The following is a 25,201-nucleotide window of genomic DNA, read 5'->3' on the forward strand; positions in this document are numbered from 1 at the left end:
TGCCTCCTGATAGCTTAACAAAAAACCAGGGATTAACCCTGGTTTAATCAGCAATTATGACAAATTTTCAGTTCCAAAAAAGAACTAGTTTCAGATTTTAGTCTTTAGTAGCAAAGAAACTGAGATGATAAGGTGTTCCTTTTGCTGGATGAATTTGAACTTCGCGGAGTACAGTTTTACCTGTCCACTCAAGGTCAGGAATATTGAGTTCAATTTCGGTTTTGTTGGGTGCTGCTTGTTTGAGCAGACGTTCAACCACTTTGGCATCAACTACCAGAGAAATTGATTCTGTACCTTTGTGACCGTACAAATTAGCGGGGATTAAACCAGCACGACGTAAAGCTTTGGGTTTGCTTCCTTCTGGACGTTGTTGAGATTCTACTGCGATCGCCATATTAGTTTTTATGTCTTAGTTGTGAGTTGTGAGTTGTCAGTGGCAAAAGGCAAAAGGCAAGAGGCAAGAGGCAAAAGGCAAAAGGTTATTCTTCCCTTACACCCCTACACCCTTACACCCCTACACCCTTTTCCCTGACTAAACCGAAACGGGTGTACCGTCTGGCTGTAACAGAGCGCGTTTTGGCCCATGAATTGGGTCTTCAACAATGATGGTTTGATCACGACTGGCTCCCAAGGAGACGATCGCAATCGGGACTTCCATTAATTCTGCCAAGAATTTTAGATAGTCTAGTGCTTGTTGTGGCAAGTCTTCCAAGGTACGGCATTCGGTTGTTGGTACTTGCCATCCTGGTAGGGTTTTGTAGATGGGACGACAACGGGCAAACTGACGGGCGCTGGTGGGGAAGTGTTCGCAGCGTTGGCCATCAATTTCATAGGCCACACAAACTTTGATTTCTTCCAACTCGTCTAGCACATCTAGTTTGGTCAGTGCCATACAGTCCATCCCGTTAATGCGGACTGCATAACGCCCAATTACGGCATCGAACCAACCACAACGGCGCTTTCTGCCTGTAGTTGTCCCAAATTCCGCACCGCGATCGCCCAAAATTTCTCCTACTTCGCCATGTAATTCTGTGGGGAATGGGCCTTCTCCAACTCTGGTGGTGTATGCTTTGGATACACCAATTACCCTGTCTATCATTGTTGGTCCTAGACCAGTGCCTACGCAAGCGCCCCCAGCTACGGGATTAGACGAGGTGACATAGGGATATGTCCCATGATCTAAGTCTAGTAGAGTTCCCTGTGCGCCTTCAAACAAAATGTTACGTCGTTTCTGCACCGCATCATATATTTTTAATGATGTGTCTACTACAAAAGGACGCAACCTTTCTGCATAACCTAAATACTCGGCAATTACTTCTTGAGGATCAAGGGGCGGCAGATTATACAGCTTTTCTAAAATGGTGTTTTTATAATTTATCGTCCATTCCAACTGCTCACGTAAACCCTCAGAATCCATCAGATCTAGCATTCTGATGCCTGTTCGTTCTGATTTGTCAGCGTAGGTAGGACCGATACCTCTACCAGTTGTACCGATTTTATGATTACCCCGCCTTTCTTCTGATGCCTTGTCAATTAGACGATGATAAGGCATAGTAACATGAGCAGTCTGAGATATCAGCAGATTTGCTGTAGAAATATTCAGTTGTTCAAGTTGTTCGAGTTCTTTTATCAATACCTGTGGATCTATGACTGTCCCACAGCCGATAATACACTCGGTATCTGGATACAATATACCAGAGGGAATTAAGTGCAGTTTAAATGTCTGACCTTGGACTACTATTGTATGTCCAGCATTGACTCCCCCCTGGTAACGTACCACCACATCTGCGGAGCGGCTGAGTAAGTCAGTTATTTTACCTTTTCCTTCATCGCCCCATTGAGCGCCTATGACAATGACGTTAGCCAAGAGATTATATTAAAGGGTAAAGTTTCCACAAATATCAATTATTAACAGATTTTTTAGATTTTGTCAATAAATATCATCCAGGTTTTATTGCTGACTACTGGCTGCTGACCACTGAAAGCTTTTGTAAGTGATGAAAAATCTATCTCTATTCCGATTTAAAAGTATTACCCAGCGGTTGATATTTAGTTGTGTGGCCGCAGCGATCGCCATTTATGGGGTTTCCTATTGGCAAGCACGCCAATTGATGTACAAAACAGTAGGTACTTGGTTAATAGATTTATCTCAGTCTCGGATTGACACTGTAGCCAATGAGATAGAAGGAAAACTTCAAGCCATCGAGCGAAGTATTCTACTGTCAATTCACTCTGTAGAAAAATTAGCAACTAATTCCAATTCTGTTAATCAAAATGACCTCGTACCACCGCTAAAAAATCTACTTGATCAACAACCTCAACTCCAGGCAATTGCACTTATTAATCCCAAAAATATTTCTGCTCCTGGGTGGTACTATAACAGACAAAAAAAATATACAAATCTTAATCAGGCAGACACAAAAAATTGGTTGAATCGTTGCCAAATTAATAGTAATAAACCTGCTAATTCACCATTTTGGACAGAACCATACTCTTTCAATAATTCCTCAGTTATTACTTATTGTGTGCCTCTATTGGCTGATAGTAATTCAGCAACTATGAGTTGGTTAGCAATTGAGGTAAATTTGGACTGGGTAGCTGCGACTATTACAGAAAAATTATCTTATTCAAATGAATTGCGTGGCATCGAATTGGGCAATTCCTTTATATTTTCACCATCAAATAAACAATGGATTGTTAAACCCACAAATCCGCAATTAGTTGCCTCATGGTTATCTCAGCAAAATAATATCTTAAATAACAACCAAAAAAGTCGGGAGTTGATTAACAACAGAAAAAATTTCCAAGGACTGTTGATGACGAAAACTGTCACCTCTACAGATTGGATAGTTGGCATCACATTTCCTGCTGCCAAATCAGAACAGTTACAACAACAATATCTGTGGTTGGTAATTGTCTCCATGTCTAAGGATATGGTGTTGATGTGTTTAGTGATTGCCTTCATTTGTCAACTGACAATCCGCCCTCTGCGTCAACTCAACACCAGCACACAAGAAATGGCGCAGGGCAACTTAGATACCATTCTACCTGAAGTTACTTCCGATGACGAAGTGGGGCGGTTAACCCAATCTTTTCGGCGAATGCGGGACTGTTTGCAACTTTATATCCAAAACCTGCAAGAGACAACTGCGGCTAAACAAAAATTAGAAAGCGAACTTTCCATTGCTGCCCAAATTCAGCGCACAATGGTTCCTAAAACTACTGTAGATAGTAGTTGCAATTCACCATATCAGATATCTGCCCTGCTGAAACCAGCCCGGATTGTGGGTGGTGATCTGTATGACTTTTTTCTCTTGGGAAGCGATCGCCTGTGTGTAATTATTGGCGATGTGGCTGATAAAGGATTTCCTGCCGCACTGCTGATGGCACGCACTGTCACCTTAATTCGCACTCTTACCAAACCTGTGTATACTCCCAGGGAAATTCTGTATACCGTTAATCAAGAGTTATGTGCGGACAATGAAGAATGTTTATTTGTGACGGTGTTTTGTGGTGTGATTGATTTAAACAGTGGCAAATTTACTTACGCCAGTGGTGGCCATGATGCCCCTTTACTCATGCACAATCGACAAGTTCAATATCTAGAATTGGAAACTGGCCCACCCCTAGGACTATATGAAGATTCCGTATTTGAGCAAAGTGAATGTATACTTACAGCTAATGATTTAATCCTGCTTTATACTGATGGTATTACAGAAGCAATGAACTCCCAGGGTGAGATATTCTCTGAAACACGGTTAATTGAAATGATGACCTCCTATCCACCAAGCAACCCAGCCAGGGCAGTGCGGACAATTGTACATTTTTGCCAGCAGTTTGTAGGGGATGCACCGCAATCAGATGATATGACATTGTTAGCTGTGCAGTATTTACCGTCTGGTCCTTTTTCTCAAGTAGCAAATGTTATGGAATGGAATCTGACCATCAATAGCGAGTTAACCGAGTTAGAGGCAGTAAAACAAAAGTTAGGTGAGATTTTGCAGGCCGCTGAACTGACTGTGGAAGTGATTGAAGATGCCCAGTTAATTGTGGAAGAGGTTTTGGTCAACATTATTGAATATGGTTATGAAAATAACAGTGATGCTTGCATAGATTTACGGATTGAGATGAATGAACAGCAGTTAAAAATGACCTTTAAAGATAGTGGTAAGCCTTTTAATCCCTTGACTGAAATTATGCCAGCAGATACAAGTATGGATGATGAGGAGCGATCGCAAGGAGGATTTGGTTTTTTCTTGGTGCAACAATTAGCACAGCAAGTAGACTATGCTTATCTGAATGGTAAAAATGTTTTAACAGTCCGGCAAGCGATCGCTCAAGCCGCTTAAATCACTAAATTTCCGATAAACTACCAGTAAATACTTAATCACAAAATAAAATCTATGGCATTACAAATCCACGTAGAAAATACTAACTCCTGTACCTTGTGTATAGCCTTGGATGGTCGGTTGGATACTTTAACAGCAAATGATTTGGATCAATCTATTAACAGTAGCTTGACACCGGACACCCAAACTTTGATTTTAAATCTTCAGAACTTGAGTTTTATTTCCAGTGCTGGACTGAGAGTATTTGCCAAGGCGCGAAAAACCATGACATCAAGAAAAGGCAAGGTATACTTTACCCATCCTACCCCGCAAGTGAAGAAAGTATTTGATATTGTGAAAGCTGTGCCTGTGGCTGAAGTGTTTGCCAATACTCAGGAGTTGGATGCTTACTTAACAGCCATGCAAGCTGGAGTAGATGGAAAAGGTGATTAATAACACGGACGAATAACAGTTTACGGATTTTTCTGTAGCTTAATTTTGGCTTTTCGCTGTTTCCACTTTCTCAACTTGCTTGGGCGCTTCCATTTCTTGATACAGTTGGATAGCTTTGTTAAAATTGGTGTTGCTGTTTTCAGTTTCACCCATTTTTTGATATGTTAATCCTAGTTGGTAGTATGCTTCTGCTAAATCACATTTAGCACCGATTTTATCTAATAGTTCAATAGATTCTGAATGATGAGAAAGTGCTTTTTCAAAATCATTCTGTATTCGGTATAGTTCTGCTAAACCAGTTAATGCTTTTCCTTTGACTTGAGGATAATTAACTTCTTCTGCAAAGTTAATCGCTTGTTGATAGCTTTCAAAACAATCATTGGTTTTCTCGATATTTTTACAAGTAAGAGCATAAAAAATATATGAGTAGCCTTTACCCCATAGTGATTCTTCATATAAAATGAACTCAAAGTTACATTGATTAAAATACTTTAATGCTTCTTCGTAAAAAGACATTTGAGAATTCAAAAAAGCTAAAATAAAAATAGAGTTTTCTACAAGACGTTCCCTATATTTTAATTCTTTGCAAAGAGAAATCGTATTTTTAAAATATTCTATTGCTTTTTCAAAATCACACAAATCTATATAACAAAGACCAATATTAAATAAAGAAACAACATTAAAGTAATTAATTTTATGAATGTAATTAATTTGATAATTGTGATTACTCTGTTGTATTTTTTCTACTATTTCTCTACATTTTTCATGAGTTTCAATTGCATTATATAATTCTCCTGACATCCAATATAAATCACCAAATATATTGTAAAGACGAGCAAGAGTATAACTTACTTGAATTTTGTTTATGATAATAGATATTGATATTTTTATTTTTTCTAATAAACCGAAGTTATAAAAATTAACTCCAAGAGGAGCATTCTTTTCTATTCCATTATTTCTTTCTTTCGCAATAACATCACCCGCTCTATCATAATCTTCAATATTCAGATAATGATGATACGCTTCAAAAGCTCTGTAAGCCTCATCCACATTTGTAATAGTCTTAACACGCTCAGTCCAAAACTCAGCCGCTTTACGATTTACCTCTTCCCATCCTCCACTTGCTTTTAACCTTTCTATACCCTGTTTCCTAATCACTGGATGCAACCAATATTCACCCTTTTCAAACTCCACTAAACGCAGATTTCGCAAATCTTTAATTACATCTCTTTGCTTCTCTTCAGGAACATCCCAAAGTAAAGCTAAAAGCGCATCAATAGAAACTCTGGATACATCCTGATAACGAAAACACCCCAAACGACAAAGTAGTTTATATGCTTCCTTATCTAAAGTTTGTAAACGGTTAAACTGACTTTCAACTAAATTCTTTAATTCCGTTTCTACGCAAGTAGAATTTTCTAGCCAATAAGCGGACATATCTCCATCATAATCTTCTCTCATCACCCCAAACAGGATATCCATTGCTTTAGCATTACCACCATAAATTTGGTGCATTGCTTCCAGAGATGGGGTATCAATCTTAATTTTGCGAGTTCTAAAAAATTCTTTCCATGCTTCTACAGTTAACACAGCTAAAGGATAATGATAAATACCATTCACACGCTCATCGCATAACCTTTCTCTACTGGTAATGAGGGTGAGAGACTGTACATTTTCATTAGCTAAAACTCGTAAGAGTTCCACATAAAGACTATGTTTTTCAAGTAATCTACCTTGTTTATCTAGTGCAGGTTCTAAGTTATCAATTAATGTGCCAACTCTGCGATTTTGCAATTGTTGTTTTAGCCTGGTTAGGGTAGTTTTAAAGTCTCTTCCTGGTTCTTCTTGAAAATATTGTTTTAGCCAGGTTTCAATTTCACTTTCAACAGCGGTAATATTTTCTGTATCCTTTGCCATCAGTCTGAATTTAACAGGTTTAAGTGCCGATGCGGATGTGCAGTTACTCAATAGTTCCGGTGGTCTGATTACCAGTTCTGGTGCTGGTGGCACTACTTCTGAGTCTATTACCACTCAGTTAAACACTGGGACTTACTATGTGCGGGTCTATCCCTATGGCAGTGCCAACACTAACTATAATCTCTCCCTAAATGCTACTGCTGTTGCACCTATTGATTATGCAGGAAATAGTACCAGTACAGCACGTGATATTGGGACATTAAATAGTCGTCGTAGTTTTAGTGACTGGGTAGGTACAGCAGATACCAACGACTACTATCGCTTCTATGTAGGAAGTCAAAGTAACTTCAGTCTGAATTTAACAGGTTTAAGTGCCGATGCGGATGTGCAGTTACTCAATAGTTCCGGTGGTCTGATTACCAGTTCTGCTGCTGATGGTAGTAGTTCTGAGTCAATTAGCACTCAGTTAAGTGCAGGTAATTACTATGTGCGGGTTTTTCCTTATGGCAGTGCCGAGACTAACTATAATCTAACCGTTTCTGCAACATCCGTTACATCTTCCCAAAATGAGATTATGAGTTATGAATATTTTGTCAATAATTGGCAAAGTTTGTCATGGTATACGTCTCCTCAAAATCCATTTGTTAATTCATACACCGTAAACGGGCAATACCATGATGGCAACTGTACTTGGTATGCCTATGGTCGTATGCTTCAGTTAGGGTATCAACAATCTACTCTAAACACAATGCTGGGAAATGCAGGTACTTGGGATAATACGGCAGGTAATGGAGCCTCCATTTCTACAACTCCACAAGTAGGTTCAATTGCTTTGTGGGAAGCAGGTGTAAACGGCGCTGGTAGTGTGGGTCATGTAGCTGTAGTGGAGAGGATAAATACAGATGGCACAATCACTATTTCAGAGTCTAACTGGGGTAGCCCTCAAAGGTATAGCACTCGCACTATTGCAGCTAACAATCCCAGTAAGTTCATTATTGTCCCAAGAGCCTAATTCAGTCTAAAGCCTGTTCTTTTCATAGCTAAATACCCTGCATTTTCTCTTCAGTGTAGTTAGCTAAAAATTAAATACTGACCTATAGCGATAGCCCTTCCACCTCTAGCCACATTGACTTCACAAGAGCGATCGCTTTTCTCTTTCATGGTATTTAGCGATCGCACTCTCTTCTCTAGCCACGTTGACTTCACAAGAGCGATCCAATACTTGTCGGTTAAGCTCAAAACATTAAATCAGGTAGGTTGGGTTGACGTGAGAAAACCCAACATTTACGGACTTTTGTTGAGTTGCGCTTTCTTTAAACCCAACCTACAAAAACTCTTAACCGAACAGTATTGAAGAGCGATCGCTGTTCTCATTCATAATATTTAGCGATCGCCCTTCCACCTCTAGCCACGACTTCATCAGTGCGATACCTCCGGTAAGCTAACGCTAACGCTTTTCCGTATCTATGGAAAATAGAAGGCGATAACAGTATAATATAAATAGCTTTACCCCTGATTTCTATGACATTAACAGAAATTTTACCCTCACTGCAAAAATTATCTCATCAAGAAAAAATCAAAGCCATTCAATTTTTAGCTACAGAATTAGCTAAAGAAGAACAAATTTCATTAACAGAATCACTTGAGTATGGTCAGATAGATACAGAATTACATTTTCAGCCTCTTAGTGAACAAGACATGATTGAACAAAGCAAATTTGCTTTAGAAACTTACCTAAGTACAGGTTCAGGAGTCAAACATGAACAAGTCCAGAAATGGGCAAATAATTTAATAATTCAACAATAAAACTAATGTCAGAGATAGTTTGGACGGAAACTGCTATTAATGACTTAAATCGTCATTACGATTTTATAGCATTTAGTAATGCTGATACAGCAGTCCGCGCCGTACAAGCAATTGTTTCTTCAGGTGAAAGCCTACAACAAAATCCGCGTCGTGGTGCGATTGTAGATGAAATAGCAGGATTACGAAAACTTGTAGTTTCTTTTGGTAAGTATGGCTTTATAATTCACTACGTTATTCTTGAGGATGATGTAATTATTTTACGTATATATCATGGTCGAGAAAATAGACCTATTTAGTCAATTGAAAAATCGAAACCGTCGCACTCTAGCCTCTAGCCACCTTCACAACAAAAGAGCGATCGCTTTTCATGTTCTTGGTACAAAATATCAATAAATAATCCTGTTAATCCTTTAATCCTGGATATCCTGATTCTGACAAATTCCGTGTTTTATTCCATACTCAGGGAACATTACCACCTCTGACTACTGGAAATCTTCTTTAATCTCAGCCGATTTTCCTCCAGAAACGCATAAACTAACGGTTGGTTTAGGAATAAACTGTAAAGTCTTGACCCTCAAACACGACAGAGACATCAGGAGAAAGCAGGAATGACGAAATATCTAGACACCGCAATTGAAGCTATTGTAGCCCGCGAAATTCTCGACTCACGGGGAAGACCCACCCTAGAAGCAGAAGTACATCTAGCTGGTGGTGCAGTCGGACTGGCACAAGTTCCCAGTGGCGCTTCTACTGGCACATTTGAGGCACATGAACTGCGGGATGGAGATAAAAGCCGTTATGGTGGTAAAGGAGTCCTCACAGCGGTAAAAAATGCCAATCAGGTACTAGCACCGAAATTATTAGGGTTGGATGTCCTCAACCAAGAATTGTTAGACCGGACTATGATTGCTACAGATGGTTCACCTAACAAAGCTAATTTAGGTGCGAATGCAATTTTAGGCATTTCCCTAGCAGCGGCTAAAGCAGGTGCAGCAGCTTTGGATATTCCCCTTTATCGCTATTTGGGTGGACCTTTAGCAAACCTCCTACCTGTACCCTTAATGAACGTGATCAACGGTGGGGCGCACGCAGCTAATAATGTTGATTTCCAAGAGTTTATGATTGTCCCCATCGGTGCGCCTTCCTTCAAGGAAGCTTTGCGCTGGGGTGCAGAAGTGTTTGCAACTCTCAGCAAGGTTTTGGATGATAAAGGTTTGCTGACTGGTGTGGGTGATGAAGGTGGTTTTGCACCTAACCTAGAATCTAACCAAGTGGCTTTAGAATTGCTGGTAGCGGCAATTAAACAAGCTGGTTATAAGCCCGGTGAACAGGTGGCTTTGGCTTTGGATGTAGCAGCCAGTGAATTTTACAAAAATGGGCAATATGTCTATGATGGTAAACCCCATAGCCCAGTTGAGTTTATTGATTATTTAGCGCAGTTGGTGGATCAATATCCGATTGTATCTATTGAAGATGGTTTGCATGAGGAAGATTGGCAAAACTGGCAATTATTAACTCAGAAAATCGGCTCAAAAGTACAATTAGTGGGTGATGATTTGTTTGTAACTAACGCCACCCGCTTACAAAAAGGGATCGAACAAAAAGCCGGTAATTCCATTTTGATTAAGTTAAATCAAATTGGTTCACTAACTGAAACTTTGGAAACCATTGACTTAGCTACTCGCAACGGTTTCCGTTCAGTTATTAGCCATCGTTCCGGTGAAACCGAAGATACAACAATTGCTGATTTAGCTGTCGCAACTCGCGCAGGTCAAATTAAAACCGGTTCTCTGTGTCGTAGTGAACGGGTTGCTAAATACAATCGCTTACTCAGAATTGAAGATGAATTAGGCGATCGCGCCATCTATGCTGGTACTGTTGGGTTAGGACCAAAGTAGGTGACAGGTGACAGGTGACAGTGAAGAAAGCAGGGGAGGCATGGGAAGCAGGGGAAGCAGGGGGAGAATATTAACTTTTGCCTCTTGCCTTTTGCCTTTTGCCTTCTGTTCCCTGTTCCCTGTTCCCTGTTCCCTTCTTATGGATAAAACCCAACTTTGGGCAACCCCAAGGTTTCATCCCAACCCATCATGATGTTCAGACATTGAATTGCTTGACCAGCTTGACCTTTAATCAAGTTATCAATGGCTGACATGACGATGACGCGGCCTGTACGGGGGTCAACTTCTAAGCCGATGTAGCAAGTATTACTGCCGCACGCCCATTTTGTTTGGGGATAAGTGCCGCTATTACAGATTTTTACCCAAGGTGAATTACGGTAAAATGCTGTGTAAATTGTGATTAAGTCATCGCGGACTAAACCGGGATCTCGCAGTGTGGCGTATACGGTGGCTAATATTCCCCGCACCATTGGGATGAGATGGGGTGTAAACTGCACTGTCACTTCGTGTCCTGCTAATTCACTGCAAATTTGCTCAATTTCTGGAGTGTGGCGGTGACGGGCGACGTTATAAGCGGCTAGAGAATTGTCTGCTTCAGCTAATAAGAGGTTAATTTTCCCTTGTCTACCACCGCCAGATGTCCCAGATTTAGCGTCAATTATTGCTGTCTCTGGCACAATTAAGCCTTGTTTGAGGAGTGGTGAAAGTGCAAGTAGGCTGGCTGTAGGATAGCAACCAGGACAGCCGATCAGTTGAGATTCGGCAATGCGATCGCGGTACAGTTCTGGTAAGCCATAAACTGCTGTTTCTGCAATGCTGCGATCGCTTCTTTGTGTTCCGTACCAAGTAGTATAAGTTGTTAAGTCGCTGAAACGATAGTCAGCACTTAAATCCAGTACCTTGCAGCCTTTTTCAATCAGATTAGGCGCAATGTCACAGGCTAAACCATTGGGAAGAGAAAGAAAAACTACTTCACATCGACTAGCAATGATTTCTGGATCTACCTCTTCAATTTTTAAGTTAACTATATTACCCAGATGGGGGTAAAGATCCGCAAAAGACTTGCCGGCGCTACTTTCACCACCTAGATAAACCAGTTCAACTTCTGGATGATCCATCAGGAGTCGAACTAGTTGCACTCCGCCATAACCTGACGCGCCAACAATTCCAACTGGTACGCGCCTTAAATTACCCATGATCTGAAATCCTTATCCGCTTTTGTTAATTCGTTCTTAGCTATCAACAATCAAGCTATTACTTAATTGGTGACAACTTATTATTATTGAACTTTCGCTGCATTGTATAGCAAAGATCCCCTTTTAGCGTACATATCAATTTATATTTGGGAAATATCTTTACCTAAAAATCACACTTATAGTGTGTAGAAAACTAGTCCCAGTAAAGATTATGTTTTTTATGTGACAGAAAATTCTCAACTTCAAAGGTTTGTCAGTATTTATCGGTATTTATCTGCGGTTAATTTTATCAGGGTAATTAGAACAATCTTCAATGGTGGAATCTTGGTTAGACAAGTGTTTAAAAAAGCTGACTGCTAACCACTACTGTATCTTGCATAATATCTAGTTCAGATAAACAGGCTACAATTTAAAATAAGAAATTGTTAAAAAAATTTACGTTGGTAGCTGGAAATTTTCTGTGTCACAGCCTAATAATAGCCAAACCTTTGAATTTGATTCTATTGATGCCGCTTTAGCCGACCTTAAAGCTGGTCGTGTCATCGTGGTAGTAGATGACGAAAATCGAGAAAATGAAGGTGATTTAATTTGTGCTGCCCAATTTGCTACTCCTGACATGATCAATTTCATGGCGGTAGAAGCCAGAGGGCTGATTTGTCTAGCCATGACAGGCGATCGCCTAGATGAACTAGACTTACCATTAATGGTGAGTAACATTACAGATACTAACCAAACCGCTTTTACTGTCAGCATTGACGCTGGACCTCATTTAGGAGTGAGTACAGGTATCTCTGCTGAAGACCGCGCCCGCACGATTCAGGTAACTCTCAACCCGGCCACAAAACCTGAAGATTTACGCCGTCCTGGGCATATTTTCCCAATTCGGGCTAAAGCTGGGGGTGTATTGAAGCGGGCAGGCCATACAGAAGCGGCGGTAGATTTAGCCAGATTAGCAGGATTATACCCCGCTGGGGTAATTTGTGAAATTCAAAATCCTGATGGTTCCATGGCAAGATTACAGCAACTAGTCGAATATGCCAAAGTCCATAAACTAAAAATTATTAGCATTGCGGATTTGATCAGCTATCGTCTGCAAAATGATCGCTTGGTGTATCGAGAAATTGTCACCAAGCTACCCAGTCAATTTGGTCAATTTGATATTTATGGCTATCGCCACACCTTAGATAATACTGATCATGTAGCCATTGTCAAGGGCGACCCAGCCAATTTTCAAGATGAACCTGTAATGGTGCGGATGCACTCGGAATGTTTGACGGGTGATGCTTTAGGTTCTTTGCGTTGTGACTGTCGAATGCAGTTAAATGCTGCATTGAAAATGATTGAAAATGCTGGTCAAGGTGTCGTTGTTTACCTGCGTCAAGAAGGACGAGGCATAGGTTTGATTAACAAGCTAAAAGCCTACTCGTTGCAAGATATGGGACTGGACACAGTGGAAGCAAATGAACGTTTGGGCTTTCCTGCTGATTTGCGCGACTATGGGATGGGGGCGCAAATTCTCATGGATTTAGGTGTCAAAAAAATCCGTTTAATCACTAACAATCCTCGTAAAATTGCTGGTGTTAAAGGTTATGGTTTGGAAGTTGTAGATCGTGTGCCGTTGTTGATTGAAGCCAATGATTACAACTCTTATTACCTAGCTACAAAAGCCAAGAAGTTGGGACATATGTTGTTACAAACTTATCTGGTGACAGTAGCATTACACTGGGAAGATGAACCGGAATTAGTAACGAAACGCTATGAGCGTTTAGAAAAATTGCGGTTTTTAGCAAAAAATAATCATTTACTGCTACAGGAAGAAGCACGTCCATTAGGAACTGCTTTATTTGATCAGCCATCTTTAACAGTTCATTTGGGTTTTGACCAGGCCAATATTGCTGATACTAATTGGTATCAACAAAAAGGTCATCCTTACCTGCAAGCAATTGGTCAAATTCTCGATGATTTGGTAAATTTACCCTATGTCCATCAGCTAGATTTTCTCGTTTCTTCGGGTAGTGATCCTTTAAGTAATTTGCAAGTGCAACTGGATAGACAAGTATTCACTGCGGATATACTACCTTCATCTTTGAGCGATCGCTTTCAGACACAGCAGATTTATAGTTTTAGTAAGTAGAGGTTTGGGAATTTCAATAAATTGATAAAGCTCTAGTTTAATAGCTAGAGCTATTTGTTTATTTTTGTTTATTATTTCTGTATGCTTGAGTAAGCCCACAAATAAAAGTAGATTGTTGAACAATTTACTATAAACCAGGCATTATTCCGCAATTAAATGTATAATTTATCCTGTTTATAACAATTTATGGGTAAAGTGCAGATAACGAATTAATCATAAAGTCATGCTTGTAGAATTTAGCGCAGAAAATTATCGTTCAATCCAAGAAAAGCAAACATTGAGTATGGTAGCTGCTGAAGATGAAACCATGCTAAACAGTAATACTTTTCCTATGCCTAATTCTCAGCACAGCCAAAGAATATAATTTGACCGTTATAACATCAATACCCTGTTTTGAATTTTGGTTTTTACTGCATTATTGCTATACTAGCAGTCCATTTAGCAGTTATAAAGAATGACGTCCAAAACTAGAAGCAGAAATGAGAAAAGCAGGTGTTCTCCAACAGGGAAAAAACTATGATAAAAGTGATAAGTTGCTATATGAAAAGTTTAAACCTAACCAAAAAATAGCAATAAATAACGCTATAAAATTAGAACAAAATCATCCTAATGAAGATGGGTGTACAAACCCATCAACAAAAGTACATCTTCTAATTGAAGAACTAGAAAAACAAAAAGACTTTAAATAAATTCTTATTTACCTTTTCGCAGTATTAACTGTTCTCAACTCCCGAAAACTATGCAACTTATTAAAAAACTTATCAAAATCAAAACTTAACGGATCAACTTTACCATTACCAATATCTACAGCACGATGGGTAGTAATTCTGTCATCAGGAACTTGACTTTGAGCAATTAACCAAGCTAAAGAATTATATTGGGCCTCAGTGTAACCGCTATGTTCCTCAATATTACTTTTTCCCCAAGCATCTGGAGGAGTTTCTAAAGAAACATGATAAGCAAAATTATTTACAGATGGTGGTAACTTAGGATTAGTCTGTACAGTTTCCACACCATTAGCACCCTTGAAAACGGAATTACCAGCACCAAAAGCCCGTTTATCCGGTGGTACTAAATAAATCACTGTACCATCAAGTGCAATTAAAGCATGATAACTAGCTTGTACATCTTCATCATCATGTGGTGTCTGAAAAAAATTAACAGCACTAGAAGCAGAATTAGTAGTTTCATGCAGTACAATCATGGGTTGATTACTGACTCTAACACCATTAACATCTGTGGTATATCGTTCTCCATAATTGCTAGGATCTACTTCTGCTTGAGCCAATTTGGGTTTATATTGGGAAAAAGCCACAGTAGTAGTATATTGAGTACGAATTTTCGGAATTTTATTCTGGTTATTGACTGGTGCTTTGAGTAAATTTTGCTTGTTTTCTGCTTGAGTTATTATTGACTGAAATTGTGCCTGTGGATATTGACTCCCAACAGTAGTTTCTGAATGTGAAGCAGTGCTATGACTTTGTGTCTGTCTTGAACCACCTATAAACACAGCCAAAATCAGACTCGCAAACAGGAAAAAAATGAACATGACTCTGGTTGCCCAGTCCCTAAATCTCATATATTTAATAATACTGATAAAATTGCTGCTATGAATAGTAATACTTTTAGTCCCAGAAAAAAAGGATACTGGTATACTAAAAATTAGCTTAAATAATTTTTTTTTACCTCTCCCTCTGTCTGTAGATTTATTTTAACATTGTCAATATTCAGGTTGTGGGAGATACAACACTAAATCAGCAGATGCAACGCATCATCACCAGGCTGTGCTGAAAGGCACTTTCAAAAATTACAACATTTTATTTCTGTCAATTTTACCTCAAGTATCAAAGTTTTGGAAAATAATAAATATAAGTCTATTATTACCAGATTAACTAAATCTTTTCTCAGAAAATATGACACATCCCTTTCTAGAACGCTTACATAGTCCAGAACGTCCAGTTATCGTCTTTGACGGGGCAATGGGAACTAACTTACAAACCCAGAACCTGACGGCCGCAGATTTCGGTGGCGCACAGTATGAAGGTTGTAATGAATACTTGGTTCATAGCAAACCGGAAGCTGTAGCCAAAGTTCACCGTGACTTTCTCGCTGCTGGTGCTGATGTCATTGAAACTGACACCTTTGGGGCTATGTCCATAGTTCTAGCAGAATACGACTTAGCAGACCAGGCTTATTATCTCAGTAAGAAAGCCGCAGAACTAGCTAAAAGCGTTGCGGCTGAATTTTCCACTCCCGAAAAACCCCGGTTTGTTGCCGGTTCTATTGGACCAACCACCAAACTCCCTACTTTGGGACATATTGATTTTGACACCATGAAAGCCTCCTTTGCAGAACAAGCAGAAGCCTTGTTTGATGGTGGTGTTGATTTATTTCTTGTGGAAACTTGCCAAGATGTCCTACAAATTAAAGCTGCTTTGAATGCTATTGAGGAAGTTTTTGCCAAAAAAGAGGCTAGATTACCTTTAATGGTGTCTGTGACAATGGAAAGCATGGGGACAATGCTGGTAGGTACGGAAATTGCAGCGGTACTCACAATTTTAGAACCTTATCCCATTGATATTCTTGGTTTAAACTGCGCCACAGGTCCAGACTTGATGAAACCACACATCAAGTATTTATCAGAACATTCACCATTCGTAGTTTCCTGTATTCCCAATGCTGGTTTACCAGAAAACGTCGGCGGTCAAGCACATTACAAACTTACGCCTATAGAACTACGGATGTCGTTGATGCACTTTGTTGAAGATTTGGGTGTCCAAGTGATAGGGGGTTGCTGTGGGACAAGACCTGCACATATTCAACAATTAGCAGAAATTTCTAGAGAGTTAAAACCGAAAGTTAGAAAACCGAGTTTAGAACCAGCAGCAGCTTCAATTTATACTACTCAACCTTATGAACAAGATAACTCTTTCTTGATTGTGGGTGAACGTCTTAACGCCAGTGGTTCTAAAAAATGCCGTGACTTACTGAATGCAGAAGACTGGGATGGTTTGGTGTCAATGGCCAGGAGTCAGGTAAAAGAAGGCGCACACATCCTTGATGTTAACGTTGACTATGTGGGACGGGATGGCGTGCGTGATATGCACGAGTTAGTTTCTCGCATTGTTAATAATGTCACTTTACCTTTAATGCTCGATTCCACCGAATGGGAAAAAATGGAAGCGGGGTTAAAAGTTGCTGGAGGTAAGTGTTTACTAAATTCTACCAACTACGAAGACGGCGAACCGCGATTTTTAAAGGTATTGGAACTAGCGAAAAAATATGGTGCTGGTGTAGTAATTGGTACAATTGACGAAGATGGCATGGCGCGGACAGCCGAGAAAAAGTTTCAAATTGCCCAACGTGCTTATCGTCAAGCGGTGGAATATGGTATTCCAGCAACAGAAATATTTTTTGATACTTTAGCTTTACCGATTTCTACAGGAATTGAAGAAGACCGGGAAAACGGCAAAGCAACAATAGAGTCAATTCGCCGCATTCGTCAAGAATTGCCGGGATGTCATGTAATTTTGGGTGTATCTAATATATCCTTTGGTTTGAATCCAGCAGCGCGAATGGTGCTGAACTCGATGTTTTTGCATGAAGCGATGACTGCGGGAATGGATGCAGCAATTGTTAGCGCCAGTAAAATTTTACCCCTGGCTAAAATTGAACCTCAACATCAAGAAGTTTGTCGTCAGTTAATTTACGATGAACGGAAATTTGATGGTGATGTCTGCGTTTATGATCCCTTGGGAGAATTAACTACAATTTTTGCAGGAGTCAAAACCAAACGTCACACAGGCGTTGATGAAAGTTTACCGATTGAAGAAAGGTTGAAACGGCATATTATTGACGGTGAACGCATTGGTTTAGAAGCGCAATTAACAAAAGCTTTAGAACAATATCCACCATTAGAAATCATCAATACTTTCCTGTTAGATGGAATGAAAGTTGTTGGTGAGTTGTTCGGTTCTGGACAAATGCAGCTACCTTTTGTTTTGCAATCTGCGGAAACAATGAAAGCGGCGGTTGCTTATTTAGAACCGTTCATGGAAAAATCGGAATCTGGGAATAATGCTAAGGGAATTTTTGTCATTGCGACGGTCAAAGGTGATGTGCATGATATTGGTAAGAACTTGGTTGATATCATCTTATCTAATAATGGTTATAAGGTGATTAACCTGGGAATTAAGCAATCAGTAGAAAACATCATTCAAGCTTACGAACAGTATAAACCTGATTGTATTGCTATGAGTGGATTGTTGGTAAAATCCACCGCTTTCATGAAAGAGAATTTGCAGGTTTTCAATGAAAAAGGAATTACTGTCCCTGTAATTTTAGGTGGTGCGGCGTTAACTCCTAAGTTTGTTAATCAGGATTGCCAAAATACTTACAAAGGTAAGGTTGTTTATGGCAAGGATGCTTTCTCTGATTTGCATTTTATGGATAAGTTAATACCAGCCAAAGTAGCAGGTAATTGGGATGATTTGCAGGGTTTTTTGGATGAATTAGGAGAAGCTGAAGAATCAACCAATGGTCATAAAGAAACAGTAGATAACACTGTTGAAAAAGTGCCTGCTGAACCTAAAGAAATAGATACCTGTCGTTCAGAGGCTGTAGATGTGAATATTGAACGTCCTCAACCTCCTTTCTGGGGAACGCAATTTCTACAACCTGGTGATATTTCTTTGGAAGAGTTATTCTGGTATTTGGATTTGCAAGCTTTGGTGGCTGGACAATGGCAATTCCGCAAACCCAAGGAACAATCTAAGGAGGAATATCAGGCGTTTTTAGATGAGAAGGTTTACCCAGTTTTAGAAGATTGGAAACAGCGAATTATTGAGGATAATTTATTGCATCCTCAAGTCATTTATGGGTATTTTCCTTGTCAGTCTGAAGGAAATTCTTTACATATATATGATGTGGAAAATCAATCTCAACAAATTGCCAGTTTTGAGTTTCCCCGTCAGCGTTCTGGGAGAAGATATTGTATTGCAGATTTCTTTGCACCCAAAGATTCGGGAATAATTGATGTTTTCCCCATGCAAGCGGTGACTGTGGGGGAAGTGGCTACGGAGTTTGCACAAAAGTTATTTGCTGATAATCAATACACAGATTATCTGTATTTTCATGGAATGGCGGTGCAGGTGGCGGAGGCTTTGGCAGAATGGACTCACGCCAGAATTCGCCGGGAGTTGGGTTTTGGTGATGCTGAACCGGATAATATTCGGGATATTTTGGCGCAGCGTTATCAAGGTTCTCGGTATAGTTTCGGCTACCCTGCTTGTCCGAATATTCAGGATCAGTATAAGCAGTTGGAGTTGTTGGGTGCTGACAGGATGAAGATGTATATGGACGAAAGTGAACAGTTATATCCTGAACAGTCTACGACGGCGATTATTGCTTATCATTCTGTAGCGAAGTATTTCACGGCTTAATTGTGAGATTTTATCCCCCTTCGTTAATTTGATGGAGGGGGATATAATTCAATATTAATAGTGGGTTACGAGCCTAATTCAACCTACTAAATGCGCACAATAAAATGTAAACTCACTTTTTAAATCCTTTACCAATAAATTGTTTTATATCTTGGTATTTAGGCATATAAGCATAATTATCTTTTATTTCTAAACCTAAAAATTTAGCAAAACGCTCCGAGTCATTTCCCATTAACTCACCTTTTCGAGGTATACCTTTGTAGTCGGCTAATGCTTTCTTAGCTTTACGTAACGAACTCACAGCTACAAAAAGGTCTGTTTTATCGTAAGTCCAGATTTCAGATATCTTTTTAGCTGCGAATAATAGTTCACCTAAACCTTCATTTTTTATGTCTTGATTGTATGTTAGAGCTAAATTAGCATCTAGATATATAACCCTACCAGAATTTATGTTTTCTATGATATCTAATGAATGATTTAACTCGAATAGACATTCTTTATATTTAGGGTAGATAGCAGCTAAATGCACAAGAATACCTACTACTAATCCTTGATCGCCAGTTTCTCTGTTAGTTTGATAGTTGTCATGTCCTTCTATCAGCATTGGTAGATAAAATTCTTCAAAAGGCATTTTAAAATTTTCTTTTTGTAGCATTTGTTGTAAACAAAAAGCTAGTAAACACTTTTTAAATGATTTCGCCTGATTCATCTTTTTTAAAAAAGATGAATGATAGTATCGCTTGGTATCAGTTTGATATTTGTCCCATGAAACATAACATACATCTCTAAAATTTCTACTAGTTTTTAATAAAAATTCATTTATTTTTTCCCTTCCATAAAGAGTAAAAAGTGTAATTTCCTCTCTACCGAATTTATGATTCGTTATGATTTCAGTTTTACCAATACGAATTTTTCTGAGTACAGACATACTTCACCTATATTATATTATTGTAATCAAATCAATCACACGAAAGTAGCTTGATACAACCGATTGTACCGAAAATTTTTTAGTAAACTTTAGTTTACTTTGGCTATTAGCCCGGAAATTCATTTCTGGGCGGGTGTGGAAGCTAACAAATAAGCCATCTGTTACCTCAGTTGACACCAATGAACTTTTGCTTTACCCCTACCCCATCATTATTCTTCCCAAAACTTCCTAGTCAACAAAGCATCTACATCGCTGGGAAATGGACAAACATCAGAAAAATAAACATCAGGATAACCATCTCTAACATTTTCCAAAGCCATTTCGTAGCTTTTATCAAAAATCTCTAACACAAAACCTTTCAAACTTGGTGAGTCTTCTAACTCAATTTGTAAACGTTGTCGAAAATTTCTAATTTCAATTTCCCAACCGCGATAACAGTCTGACATGGGTACATAACACCGCTTTAACAAATGTTCTAATAAACGTACCAAAAAACTCCTGACGGCTTTACGCTGACTTTTCCCCAAAGACTCTACCTCTTCAATTAAATTATCCCAATCTAAATTCTCATTGTCTCTGGCTTTTAATTTATTTACTGTATCCTCAATCCAAAGATAAAAATCTTGTTCGTATAAATTTTTAACTGATGTTTTACTCATATTTCCTACTCGCTGTTTATCTTAACTTTATCGGATATTTGACCTAACCATCATCTCTACCAAATTTTCCCCATCTTCAAAACAAACCCCGGTAACACAGGTTCACAATTCACAGTATCAGGGTTTTCCAAACATTCCTCTACTTCCCCAGGACGATAAATATAAACATGACGATTTTTTCTATCAATTAATAAACCTAATTGTATTCCTGGTTCTTGCATATATTCCAACATCTTATCTTTTAAAGGTTGCAAATTATCAGATGCTGACCTTAATTCAATGACAAAATCAGGACAAATAGGAGCAAACTTTTTCTGTTGTTCTGGTGTTAATGTATTCCATCTTTCTAATTTTATCCAGGAAGCATCAGGAGAACGTTCTGCACCTGTGGAAAGTTTAAACCCTGTACTGGAAGAAAATGCAATTCCTGTACCATCTTCATCTGTCCACACATATAGCTGTCCAATAATATTAAATTCCCGATTCCCCGTTTCTGAACCAATTGCAGCCATAATTGAGATTTCTCCGTATTTATTTCTCTCAATTCTTAAATCACGGTTTAATTGACAGAACTCAAAAAATTGTTCATCTGTCATTGATGATGGCATTTGCAAGAATAAAGGAGATGAAAGCATAATTATTTCCTCTATCTGAATTAAAATTAATTTTAGCACAGGCTATTACTGAGAATAGTTAATATAAAATTACCAACAATTGAATAATTAGAAGCAGAGTTCAGATGTAGTTGCTGTAGAAATTGCTGATGCGATATAAAATATAAGAGTTAAACAAAGGGTCAGTATGCGATTACTACACACCATGTTGCGGGTAGGCAACCTAGAAGAATCCTTAAAATTTTACTGCGATGTCCTGGGAATGAAATTACTCCGCCGTAAAGATTATCCAAATGGAGAATTCACTCTTGCTTTTGTTGGTTATGGAGATGAATCCGACCATAGCGTAATTGAGCTAACCTATAACTGGGGCGTAGAAAAGTATGATTTGGGTAATGCCTATGGTCATATTGCCCTGGGGGTAGACGATATTTACGCCACTTGTGCAGAAATTAAAAATCGTGGCGGTAAAGTAGTAAGAGAACCAGGACCAATGAAACATGGTTCTACCGTAATTGCTTTTGTCGAAGATCCAGATGGTTATAAAGTTGAATTAATTCAGTTGGCAACTCTCAAGTAGAACAATGGAAAAAATTACCAGCATCATTGCTCATTCAGTAATTATATTCTGAATTTGTCCTATCTTGGAGTAGGGTGGGCAATGCCCACCAATATAATCTGCTTTTGGTTGGTATTGCGAAGTGGTTGTAAACCTACCAAATTCTCGAAGAAATGCGTGTTATTCTTTCCCAATGCCCAATTTATAACCGAAAATCACCAATCTAAACATCTAAAAATCCAAAATTCTACAAATGCAGCCTACAGATCCAAATAAATTTACTGATACAGCTTGGGAAGCAGTTACTAAATCTCAGGACGTGGTACGTGCTTATCAACAACAGCAATTAGAAGTTGAACATTTAATTATTGCTCTTTTAGAAGAACCTACTAACCCAGCCATAGGTATTCTGTCTCGTGCTGAAGTTGATGTAAATCGCTTAAAACAGCAATTAGAAGCTTATACCCAACGTCAGCCAAAAGTAGGTAGAAGCGATCAGCTATACTTAGGTCGGAATTTAGATTTGATGCTCGATCGCGCCGAAGAAATTCGTGCCAGAATGAGAAGTGAAGAAATCTCAGAAGGGCATTTACTCCTAGCTTTTGCTGAGGATGAACGCATTGGCAGACGCATATTCAAAGGCTTAAATGTAGATGTTACCAAGTTAGAAGCTGCTGTTAAAACTGTTCGTACTCCTCAAAAACCTACACAAGCAAGCCCAGAAGCTCCCTATCAAGCTTTGGAACGTTTTGGCAGAGATTTAACAGAACAGGCAAAAGCCGGAAAATTAGACCCAGTTATAGGCCGAGATGATGAAATTCGGCGGGTAATTCAAGTTTTATCTAGGCGTAGCAAAAATAACCCAGTTTTAATTGGTGAACCTGGCGTTGGTAAAACTGCGATCGCCGAAGCCTTAGCCCAAAGAATGGTTAACGGTGACGTTCCTGAGTCTTTGAAAAACCGTCAATTGATATCTTTAGATATTGGTAGTTTAATCGCTGGCGCAAAATATCGTGGTGAATTTGAAGACCGTTTAAAAAATGTTCTCCGGGAAGTTACGGAATCTAATGGGCAAGTAGTTCTATTTATTGATGAACTGCATACCGTTGTTGGTGCAGGTTCTAACCAACAAGGCTCAATGGATGCAGGTAATTTGCTTAAACCCATGCTGGCGCGGGGTGAGTTGCGGTGTATTGGTGCGACTACCTTGGATGAATACCGCAAATATATAGAAAAAGACGCGGCTTTAGAACGTCGTTTTCAACAGGTATTTGTTGACCAACCAACGGTAGAAAACACAATCTCGATTTTACGGGGTTTGAAAGAGCGTTATGAAGTGCATCATAATGTCAAAATTTCTGATTCTGCTTTAGTAGCTGCTGCAACTTTATCAGCGCGTTATATTGCAGACAGGTTTCTACCTGATAAAGCCATTGACTTAGTAGACGAAGCCGCAGCGAAGTTAAAAATGGAAATTACCTCCAAACCTGCGGAATTGGAAACCATTGATAGACGCTTGATGCAGCTAGAAATGGAAAAACTGTCCTTAGCAGGAGAACAAAACGGTATTTCCCAAACTAAGGAACGTTTAGACCGAATTGAGCAAGAAATAGCCACTTTAACCGTTAAACAGCAAACTTTTAATGAACAATGGCAAGGGGAAAAGCAGTTATTAGAAGCTATTAGTGCTTTAAAGAAAGAAGAAGATGCTTTGCGGGTACAGATTGAGCAAGCTGAAAGAGATTATGATTTAAACAAAGCTGCTCAATTGAAGTATGGCAAATTAGAAGGAGTGCAGAGAGAACGGGAAGTTAAAGAAGCCAAACTCCTAGAAATTCAAAGTCAAGGTTCTACCCTGCTACGGGAACAAGTCACGGAAGCTGATATTGCGGAAATAGTTGCCAAGTGGACTGGTATCCCAGTTAACCGACTTTTGGAATCAGAACGTCAGAAATTACTGAAATTAGAAAGCCATTTACACGAGAGAGTAATTGGCCAAGAAGAAGCTGTTTCTGCGGTTGCAGCCGCTATTCGACGCGCCCGTGCGGGAATGAAAGACCCATCTCGCCCTATTGGTTCATTTTTATTCATGGGACCGACAGGCGTAGGTAAAACCGAACTCGCTCGCGCCTTAGCTCAATTTCTCTTTGATTCTGATGACGCTTTGGTGCGTTTGGATATGTCCGAATACATGGAGAAACACTCTGTTTCTCGGTTAGTAGGTGCGCCTCCTGGATACATCGGTTATGAAGAAGGCGGTCAACTTTCCGAAGCTATTCGCCGTCATCCCTACTCTGTGGTATTGCTGGATGAAGTAGAAAAAGCCCATCCAGATGTGTTTAATATTTTACTGCAAGTATTAGATGATGGCAGAATTACTGACTCCCAAGGAAGAGTGGTAGATTTCCGAAATACAGTCATAGTCATGACTAGCAACATCGGCAGTGAGCATATTCTCGATGTATCCGGTGATGATAGTAAGTATGATATGATGCGAAATCGAGTTATGGAAGGTTTGCGATCGCACTTCCGCCCCGAATTCCTCAACCGCGTTGATGACCTAATACTTTTCCACACCCTCAGTCGTTCAGAAATGCGGCATATTATCCGTATTCAACTAAAACGGGTGGAAAATCTCCTGAAAGAACAAAAAATCTCCTTTGAGATATCCCAAGCAGCCTGTGACCACCTGGTAGAAGCTGGATATGACCCAGTTTATGGCGCACGTCCGCTAAAAAGGTCAATTCAACGGGAAATTGAAAACCCCCTTGCGACTAAGTTATTAGAAAATACCTTTATTTCTGGGGATACGATTTTTATAGATAAAGGTGAAAATGGTTTAACTTTCAGTAAGAAAGCACCTGTGAAAACTTTAGCAACTGCTAATACTGTGAAGTTGTTGGAAGCTTCTTCTGAAGTGTAGGTTTTTGTCTCACGCAGAGGCGCAAAGGCGCAAAGAAGAATTCATAGGATGTTTGTAAAGTAAAAAAGTTTACTAAAAAACCTCTCTCCAAACCTCTCTCCTACAAGGAAAGAGGCTTTGACTCCCCATTCCCTTGTAGGGAAGGGGGTTAGGGGGGTTAGGTTTTTGAGGTTTATTTGTTTTTTTGGGCGATGCGTTATGAATGGATGATGGAAGTATTTTTATGTATTGTTGTCGGATGCTTCAAGAATAATTGTCTGATAGCGTAGCGTGGCGCAAGCCATATCAGGATATCCAGGATTATAGGATTTACAGGATGATAGATACAAGAGTGATTATTGTGGA

Annotated in this window: 20 protein-coding genes and 1 pseudogene; 12 read left to right on the forward strand and 9 right to left on the reverse strand. The window is 39.3% G+C overall.

All coding sequences use genetic code 11. The features are described from left to right. Positions 1-97 precede the first annotated feature (97 nt). Both rplY and A0J48_RS00700 read right to left on the reverse strand, forming a co-directional pair. Positions 98-394, reverse strand: a complete 297-nt coding sequence (gene rplY, locus A0J48_RS00695) for a 50S ribosomal protein L25 (protein WP_200319364.1) — start codon at positions 392-394, stop codon at positions 98-100. Between the two features lie 138 nt (positions 395-532). Continuing rightward, positions 533-1,867, reverse strand: coding sequence for an adenylosuccinate synthase (locus tag A0J48_RS00700; RefSeq protein ID WP_200319366.1), 1,335 nt, complete (start codon positions 1,865-1,867; stop codon positions 533-535). 130 nt (positions 1,868-1,997) lie between these two features. On the opposite strand from A0J48_RS00700, the gene A0J48_RS00705 reads away from it, so the two are divergent. Further along, the gene (locus tag A0J48_RS00705; RefSeq protein ID WP_200319368.1) at positions 1,998-4,349 is read left to right on the forward strand and encodes a SpoIIE family protein phosphatase; all 2,352 of its coding nucleotides are present in this window, start codon (positions 1,998-2,000) and stop codon (positions 4,347-4,349) included. A 54-nt stretch (positions 4,350-4,403) separates the two neighbouring features. Further along, entirely contained in the window at positions 4,404-4,781 is a 378-nt protein-coding gene (locus A0J48_RS00710; protein WP_200319370.1) for an STAS domain-containing protein, read from the forward strand. 39 nt (positions 4,782-4,820) lie between these two features. Here the strand turns inward: A0J48_RS00710 and A0J48_RS00715 are convergent, their stop codons facing one another. Beyond that, positions 4,821-6,698: a tetratricopeptide repeat protein gene (locus tag A0J48_RS00715; protein ID WP_200319372.1), complete on the reverse strand. Its 1,878-nt coding sequence runs from the start codon at positions 6,696-6,698 to the stop codon at positions 4,821-4,823. Positions 6,699-6,735: 37 nt separating this feature from the next. Between A0J48_RS00715 and A0J48_RS00720 the strand changes: the two genes are divergently transcribed. Beyond that, positions 6,736-7,710, forward strand: a complete 975-nt coding sequence (locus A0J48_RS00720; protein ID WP_200319374.1) for a CHAP domain-containing protein — start codon at positions 6,736-6,738, stop codon at positions 7,708-7,710. A gap of 59 nt (positions 7,711-7,769) precedes the next feature. Here the strand turns inward: A0J48_RS00720 and A0J48_RS00725 are convergent, their stop codons facing one another. Then, positions 7,770-7,937 carry a hypothetical protein gene (locus A0J48_RS00725; protein ID WP_200319376.1) on the reverse strand — a complete coding sequence of 56 codons (168 nt, stop codon included), beginning with the start codon at positions 7,935-7,937 and terminating at the stop codon, positions 7,770-7,772. Between the two features lie 282 nt (positions 7,938-8,219). On the opposite strand from A0J48_RS00725, the gene A0J48_RS00730 reads away from it, so the two are divergent. The 3 genes from A0J48_RS00730 to eno all read left to right on the forward strand — a co-directional run bounded on the left by A0J48_RS00730 (position 8,220) and on the right by eno (position 10,402). Further along, positions 8,220-8,504: a hypothetical protein gene (locus A0J48_RS00730; protein WP_200319378.1), complete on the forward strand. Its 285-nt coding sequence runs from the start codon at positions 8,220-8,222 to the stop codon at positions 8,502-8,504. Between the two features lie 5 nt (positions 8,505-8,509). Next, entirely contained in the window at positions 8,510-8,800 is a 291-nt protein-coding gene (locus A0J48_RS00735; protein ID WP_200319380.1) for a type II toxin-antitoxin system RelE/ParE family toxin, read from the forward strand. A 312-nt stretch (positions 8,801-9,112) separates the two neighbouring features. Continuing rightward, positions 9,113-10,402, forward strand: coding sequence for a phosphopyruvate hydratase (eno, locus tag A0J48_RS00740; protein WP_200319382.1), 1,290 nt, complete (start codon positions 9,113-9,115; stop codon positions 10,400-10,402). 137 nt (positions 10,403-10,539) lie between these two features. Here the strand turns inward: eno and argC are convergent, their stop codons facing one another. After that, positions 10,540-11,598 carry an N-acetyl-gamma-glutamyl-phosphate reductase gene (gene argC / locus A0J48_RS00745; RefSeq protein WP_200319384.1) on the reverse strand — a complete coding sequence of 353 codons (1,059 nt, stop codon included), beginning with the start codon at positions 11,596-11,598 and terminating at the stop codon, positions 10,540-10,542. 460 nt (positions 11,599-12,058) lie between these two features. On the opposite strand from argC, the gene ribBA reads away from it, so the two are divergent. The 3 genes and pseudogenes from ribBA (at position 12,059) to A0J48_RS27550 (ending at position 14,421) form a co-directional block, all read left to right on the forward strand. After that, entirely contained in the window at positions 12,059-13,732 is a 1,674-nt protein-coding gene (ribBA, locus tag A0J48_RS00750) for a bifunctional 3,4-dihydroxy-2-butanone-4-phosphate synthase/GTP cyclohydrolase II (protein WP_200319386.1), read from the forward strand. 223 nt (positions 13,733-13,955) lie between these two features. Next, positions 13,956-14,096 carry a hypothetical protein gene (locus tag A0J48_RS00755; protein WP_200319494.1) on the forward strand — a complete coding sequence of 47 codons (141 nt, stop codon included), beginning with the start codon at positions 13,956-13,958 and terminating at the stop codon, positions 14,094-14,096. A gap of 1 nt (position 14,097) precedes the next feature. Further along, positions 14,098-14,421: pseudogene (locus A0J48_RS27550) on the forward strand (RloB family protein). A gap of 8 nt (positions 14,422-14,429) precedes the next feature. Here the strand turns inward: A0J48_RS27550 and A0J48_RS00765 are convergent. Continuing rightward, a complete protein-coding gene (locus tag A0J48_RS00765; protein WP_200319388.1) occupies positions 14,430-15,311 on the reverse strand; it encodes a peptidoglycan recognition protein family protein in 882 nt (293 codons plus the stop codon). A 334-nt stretch (positions 15,312-15,645) separates the two neighbouring features. Here A0J48_RS00765 and metH point away from each other — a divergent pair, with 334 nt between their 5' ends. Beyond that, a complete protein-coding gene (metH, locus tag A0J48_RS00770) occupies positions 15,646-19,173 on the forward strand; it encodes a methionine synthase (protein WP_200319389.1) in 3,528 nt (1,175 codons plus the stop codon). Positions 19,174-19,285: 112 nt separating this feature from the next. Here metH and A0J48_RS00775 read toward each other — a convergent pair whose 3' ends face one another. The 3 genes from A0J48_RS00775 to A0J48_RS00785 all read right to left on the reverse strand — a co-directional run bounded on the left by A0J48_RS00775 (position 19,286) and on the right by A0J48_RS00785 (position 21,395). Continuing rightward, the gene (locus tag A0J48_RS00775; RefSeq protein ID WP_200319391.1) at positions 19,286-20,101 is read right to left on the reverse strand and encodes a hypothetical protein; all 816 of its coding nucleotides are present in this window, start codon (positions 20,099-20,101) and stop codon (positions 19,286-19,288) included. 209 nt (positions 20,102-20,310) lie between these two features. Continuing rightward, positions 20,311-20,760 carry a DUF29 domain-containing protein gene (locus tag A0J48_RS00780; protein ID WP_200319393.1) on the reverse strand — a complete coding sequence of 150 codons (450 nt, stop codon included), beginning with the start codon at positions 20,758-20,760 and terminating at the stop codon, positions 20,311-20,313. Positions 20,761-20,816: 56 nt separating this feature from the next. Next, the gene (locus A0J48_RS00785; RefSeq protein WP_200319395.1) at positions 20,817-21,395 is read right to left on the reverse strand and encodes a Uma2 family endonuclease; all 579 of its coding nucleotides are present in this window, start codon (positions 21,393-21,395) and stop codon (positions 20,817-20,819) included. A 166-nt stretch (positions 21,396-21,561) separates the two neighbouring features. Between A0J48_RS00785 and gloA the strand changes: the two genes are divergently transcribed. Both gloA and clpB read left to right on the forward strand, forming a co-directional pair. Further along, complete coding sequence (gene gloA, locus A0J48_RS00790; protein ID WP_200319397.1) at positions 21,562-21,954, forward strand: lactoylglutathione lyase; 393 nt, start codon at positions 21,562-21,564, stop codon at positions 21,952-21,954. Positions 21,955-22,186: 232 nt separating this feature from the next. Continuing rightward, positions 22,187-24,856 (forward strand): ATP-dependent chaperone ClpB, encoded by a 2,670-nt coding sequence (gene clpB / locus A0J48_RS00795; protein ID WP_200319399.1) that lies wholly within the window; start codon positions 22,187-22,189, stop codon positions 24,854-24,856. Positions 24,857-25,201: the final 345 nt, after the last annotated feature.

This window comes from Sphaerospermopsis aphanizomenoides BCCUSP55, assembly GCF_001586785.1.
Lineage (GTDB): Bacteria > Cyanobacteriota > Cyanobacteriia > Cyanobacteriales > Nostocaceae > Sphaerospermopsis_A > Sphaerospermopsis_A aphanizomenoides_A.

What these genes read in the sequence shown, in the direction of transcription:
- A0J48_RS00705 (WP_200319368.1), top strand. Translation starts at nt 1,998, where the DNA reads ATGAAAAATCTATCTCTATTCCGATTTAAAAGTATTACCCAGCGGTTG.
- A0J48_RS00715 (WP_200319372.1), bottom strand. Translation starts at nt 6,698, where the DNA reads ATGGCAAAGGATACAGAAAATATTACCGCTGTTGAAAGTGAAATTGAA.
- clpB (WP_200319399.1), top strand. Translation starts at nt 22,187, where the DNA reads ATGCAGCCTACAGATCCAAATAAATTTACTGATACAGCTTGGGAAGCA.
- metH (WP_200319389.1), top strand. Translation starts at nt 15,646, where the DNA reads ATGACACATCCCTTTCTAGAACGCTTACATAGTCCAGAACGTCCAGTT.
- A0J48_RS00730 (WP_200319378.1), top strand. Translation starts at nt 8,220, where the DNA reads ATGACATTAACAGAAATTTTACCCTCACTGCAAAAATTATCTCATCAA.
- A0J48_RS00780 (WP_200319393.1), bottom strand. Translation starts at nt 20,760, where the DNA reads ATGAGTAAAACATCAGTTAAAAATTTATACGAACAAGATTTTTATCTT.
- A0J48_RS00785 (WP_200319395.1), bottom strand. Translation starts at nt 21,395, where the DNA reads ATGCTTTCATCTCCTTTATTCTTGCAAATGCCATCATCAATGACAGAT.
- A0J48_RS00735 (WP_200319380.1), top strand. Translation starts at nt 8,510, where the DNA reads ATGTCAGAGATAGTTTGGACGGAAACTGCTATTAATGACTTAAATCGT.
- eno (WP_200319382.1), top strand. Translation starts at nt 9,113, where the DNA reads ATGACGAAATATCTAGACACCGCAATTGAAGCTATTGTAGCCCGCGAA.
- A0J48_RS00765 (WP_200319388.1), bottom strand. Translation starts at nt 15,311, where the DNA reads ATGAGATTTAGGGACTGGGCAACCAGAGTCATGTTCATTTTTTTCCTG.
- A0J48_RS00775 (WP_200319391.1), bottom strand. Translation starts at nt 20,101, where the DNA reads ATGTCTGTACTCAGAAAAATTCGTATTGGTAAAACTGAAATCATAACG.
- gloA (WP_200319397.1), top strand. Translation starts at nt 21,562, where the DNA reads ATGCGATTACTACACACCATGTTGCGGGTAGGCAACCTAGAAGAATCC.
- A0J48_RS00710 (WP_200319370.1), top strand. Translation starts at nt 4,404, where the DNA reads ATGGCATTACAAATCCACGTAGAAAATACTAACTCCTGTACCTTGTGT.
- rplY (WP_200319364.1), bottom strand. Translation starts at nt 394, where the DNA reads ATGGCGATCGCAGTAGAATCTCAACAACGTCCAGAAGGAAGCAAACCC.
- A0J48_RS00755 (WP_200319494.1), top strand. Translation starts at nt 13,956, where the DNA reads ATGCTTGTAGAATTTAGCGCAGAAAATTATCGTTCAATCCAAGAAAAG.
- argC (WP_200319384.1), bottom strand. Translation starts at nt 11,598, where the DNA reads ATGGGTAATTTAAGGCGCGTACCAGTTGGAATTGTTGGCGCGTCAGGT.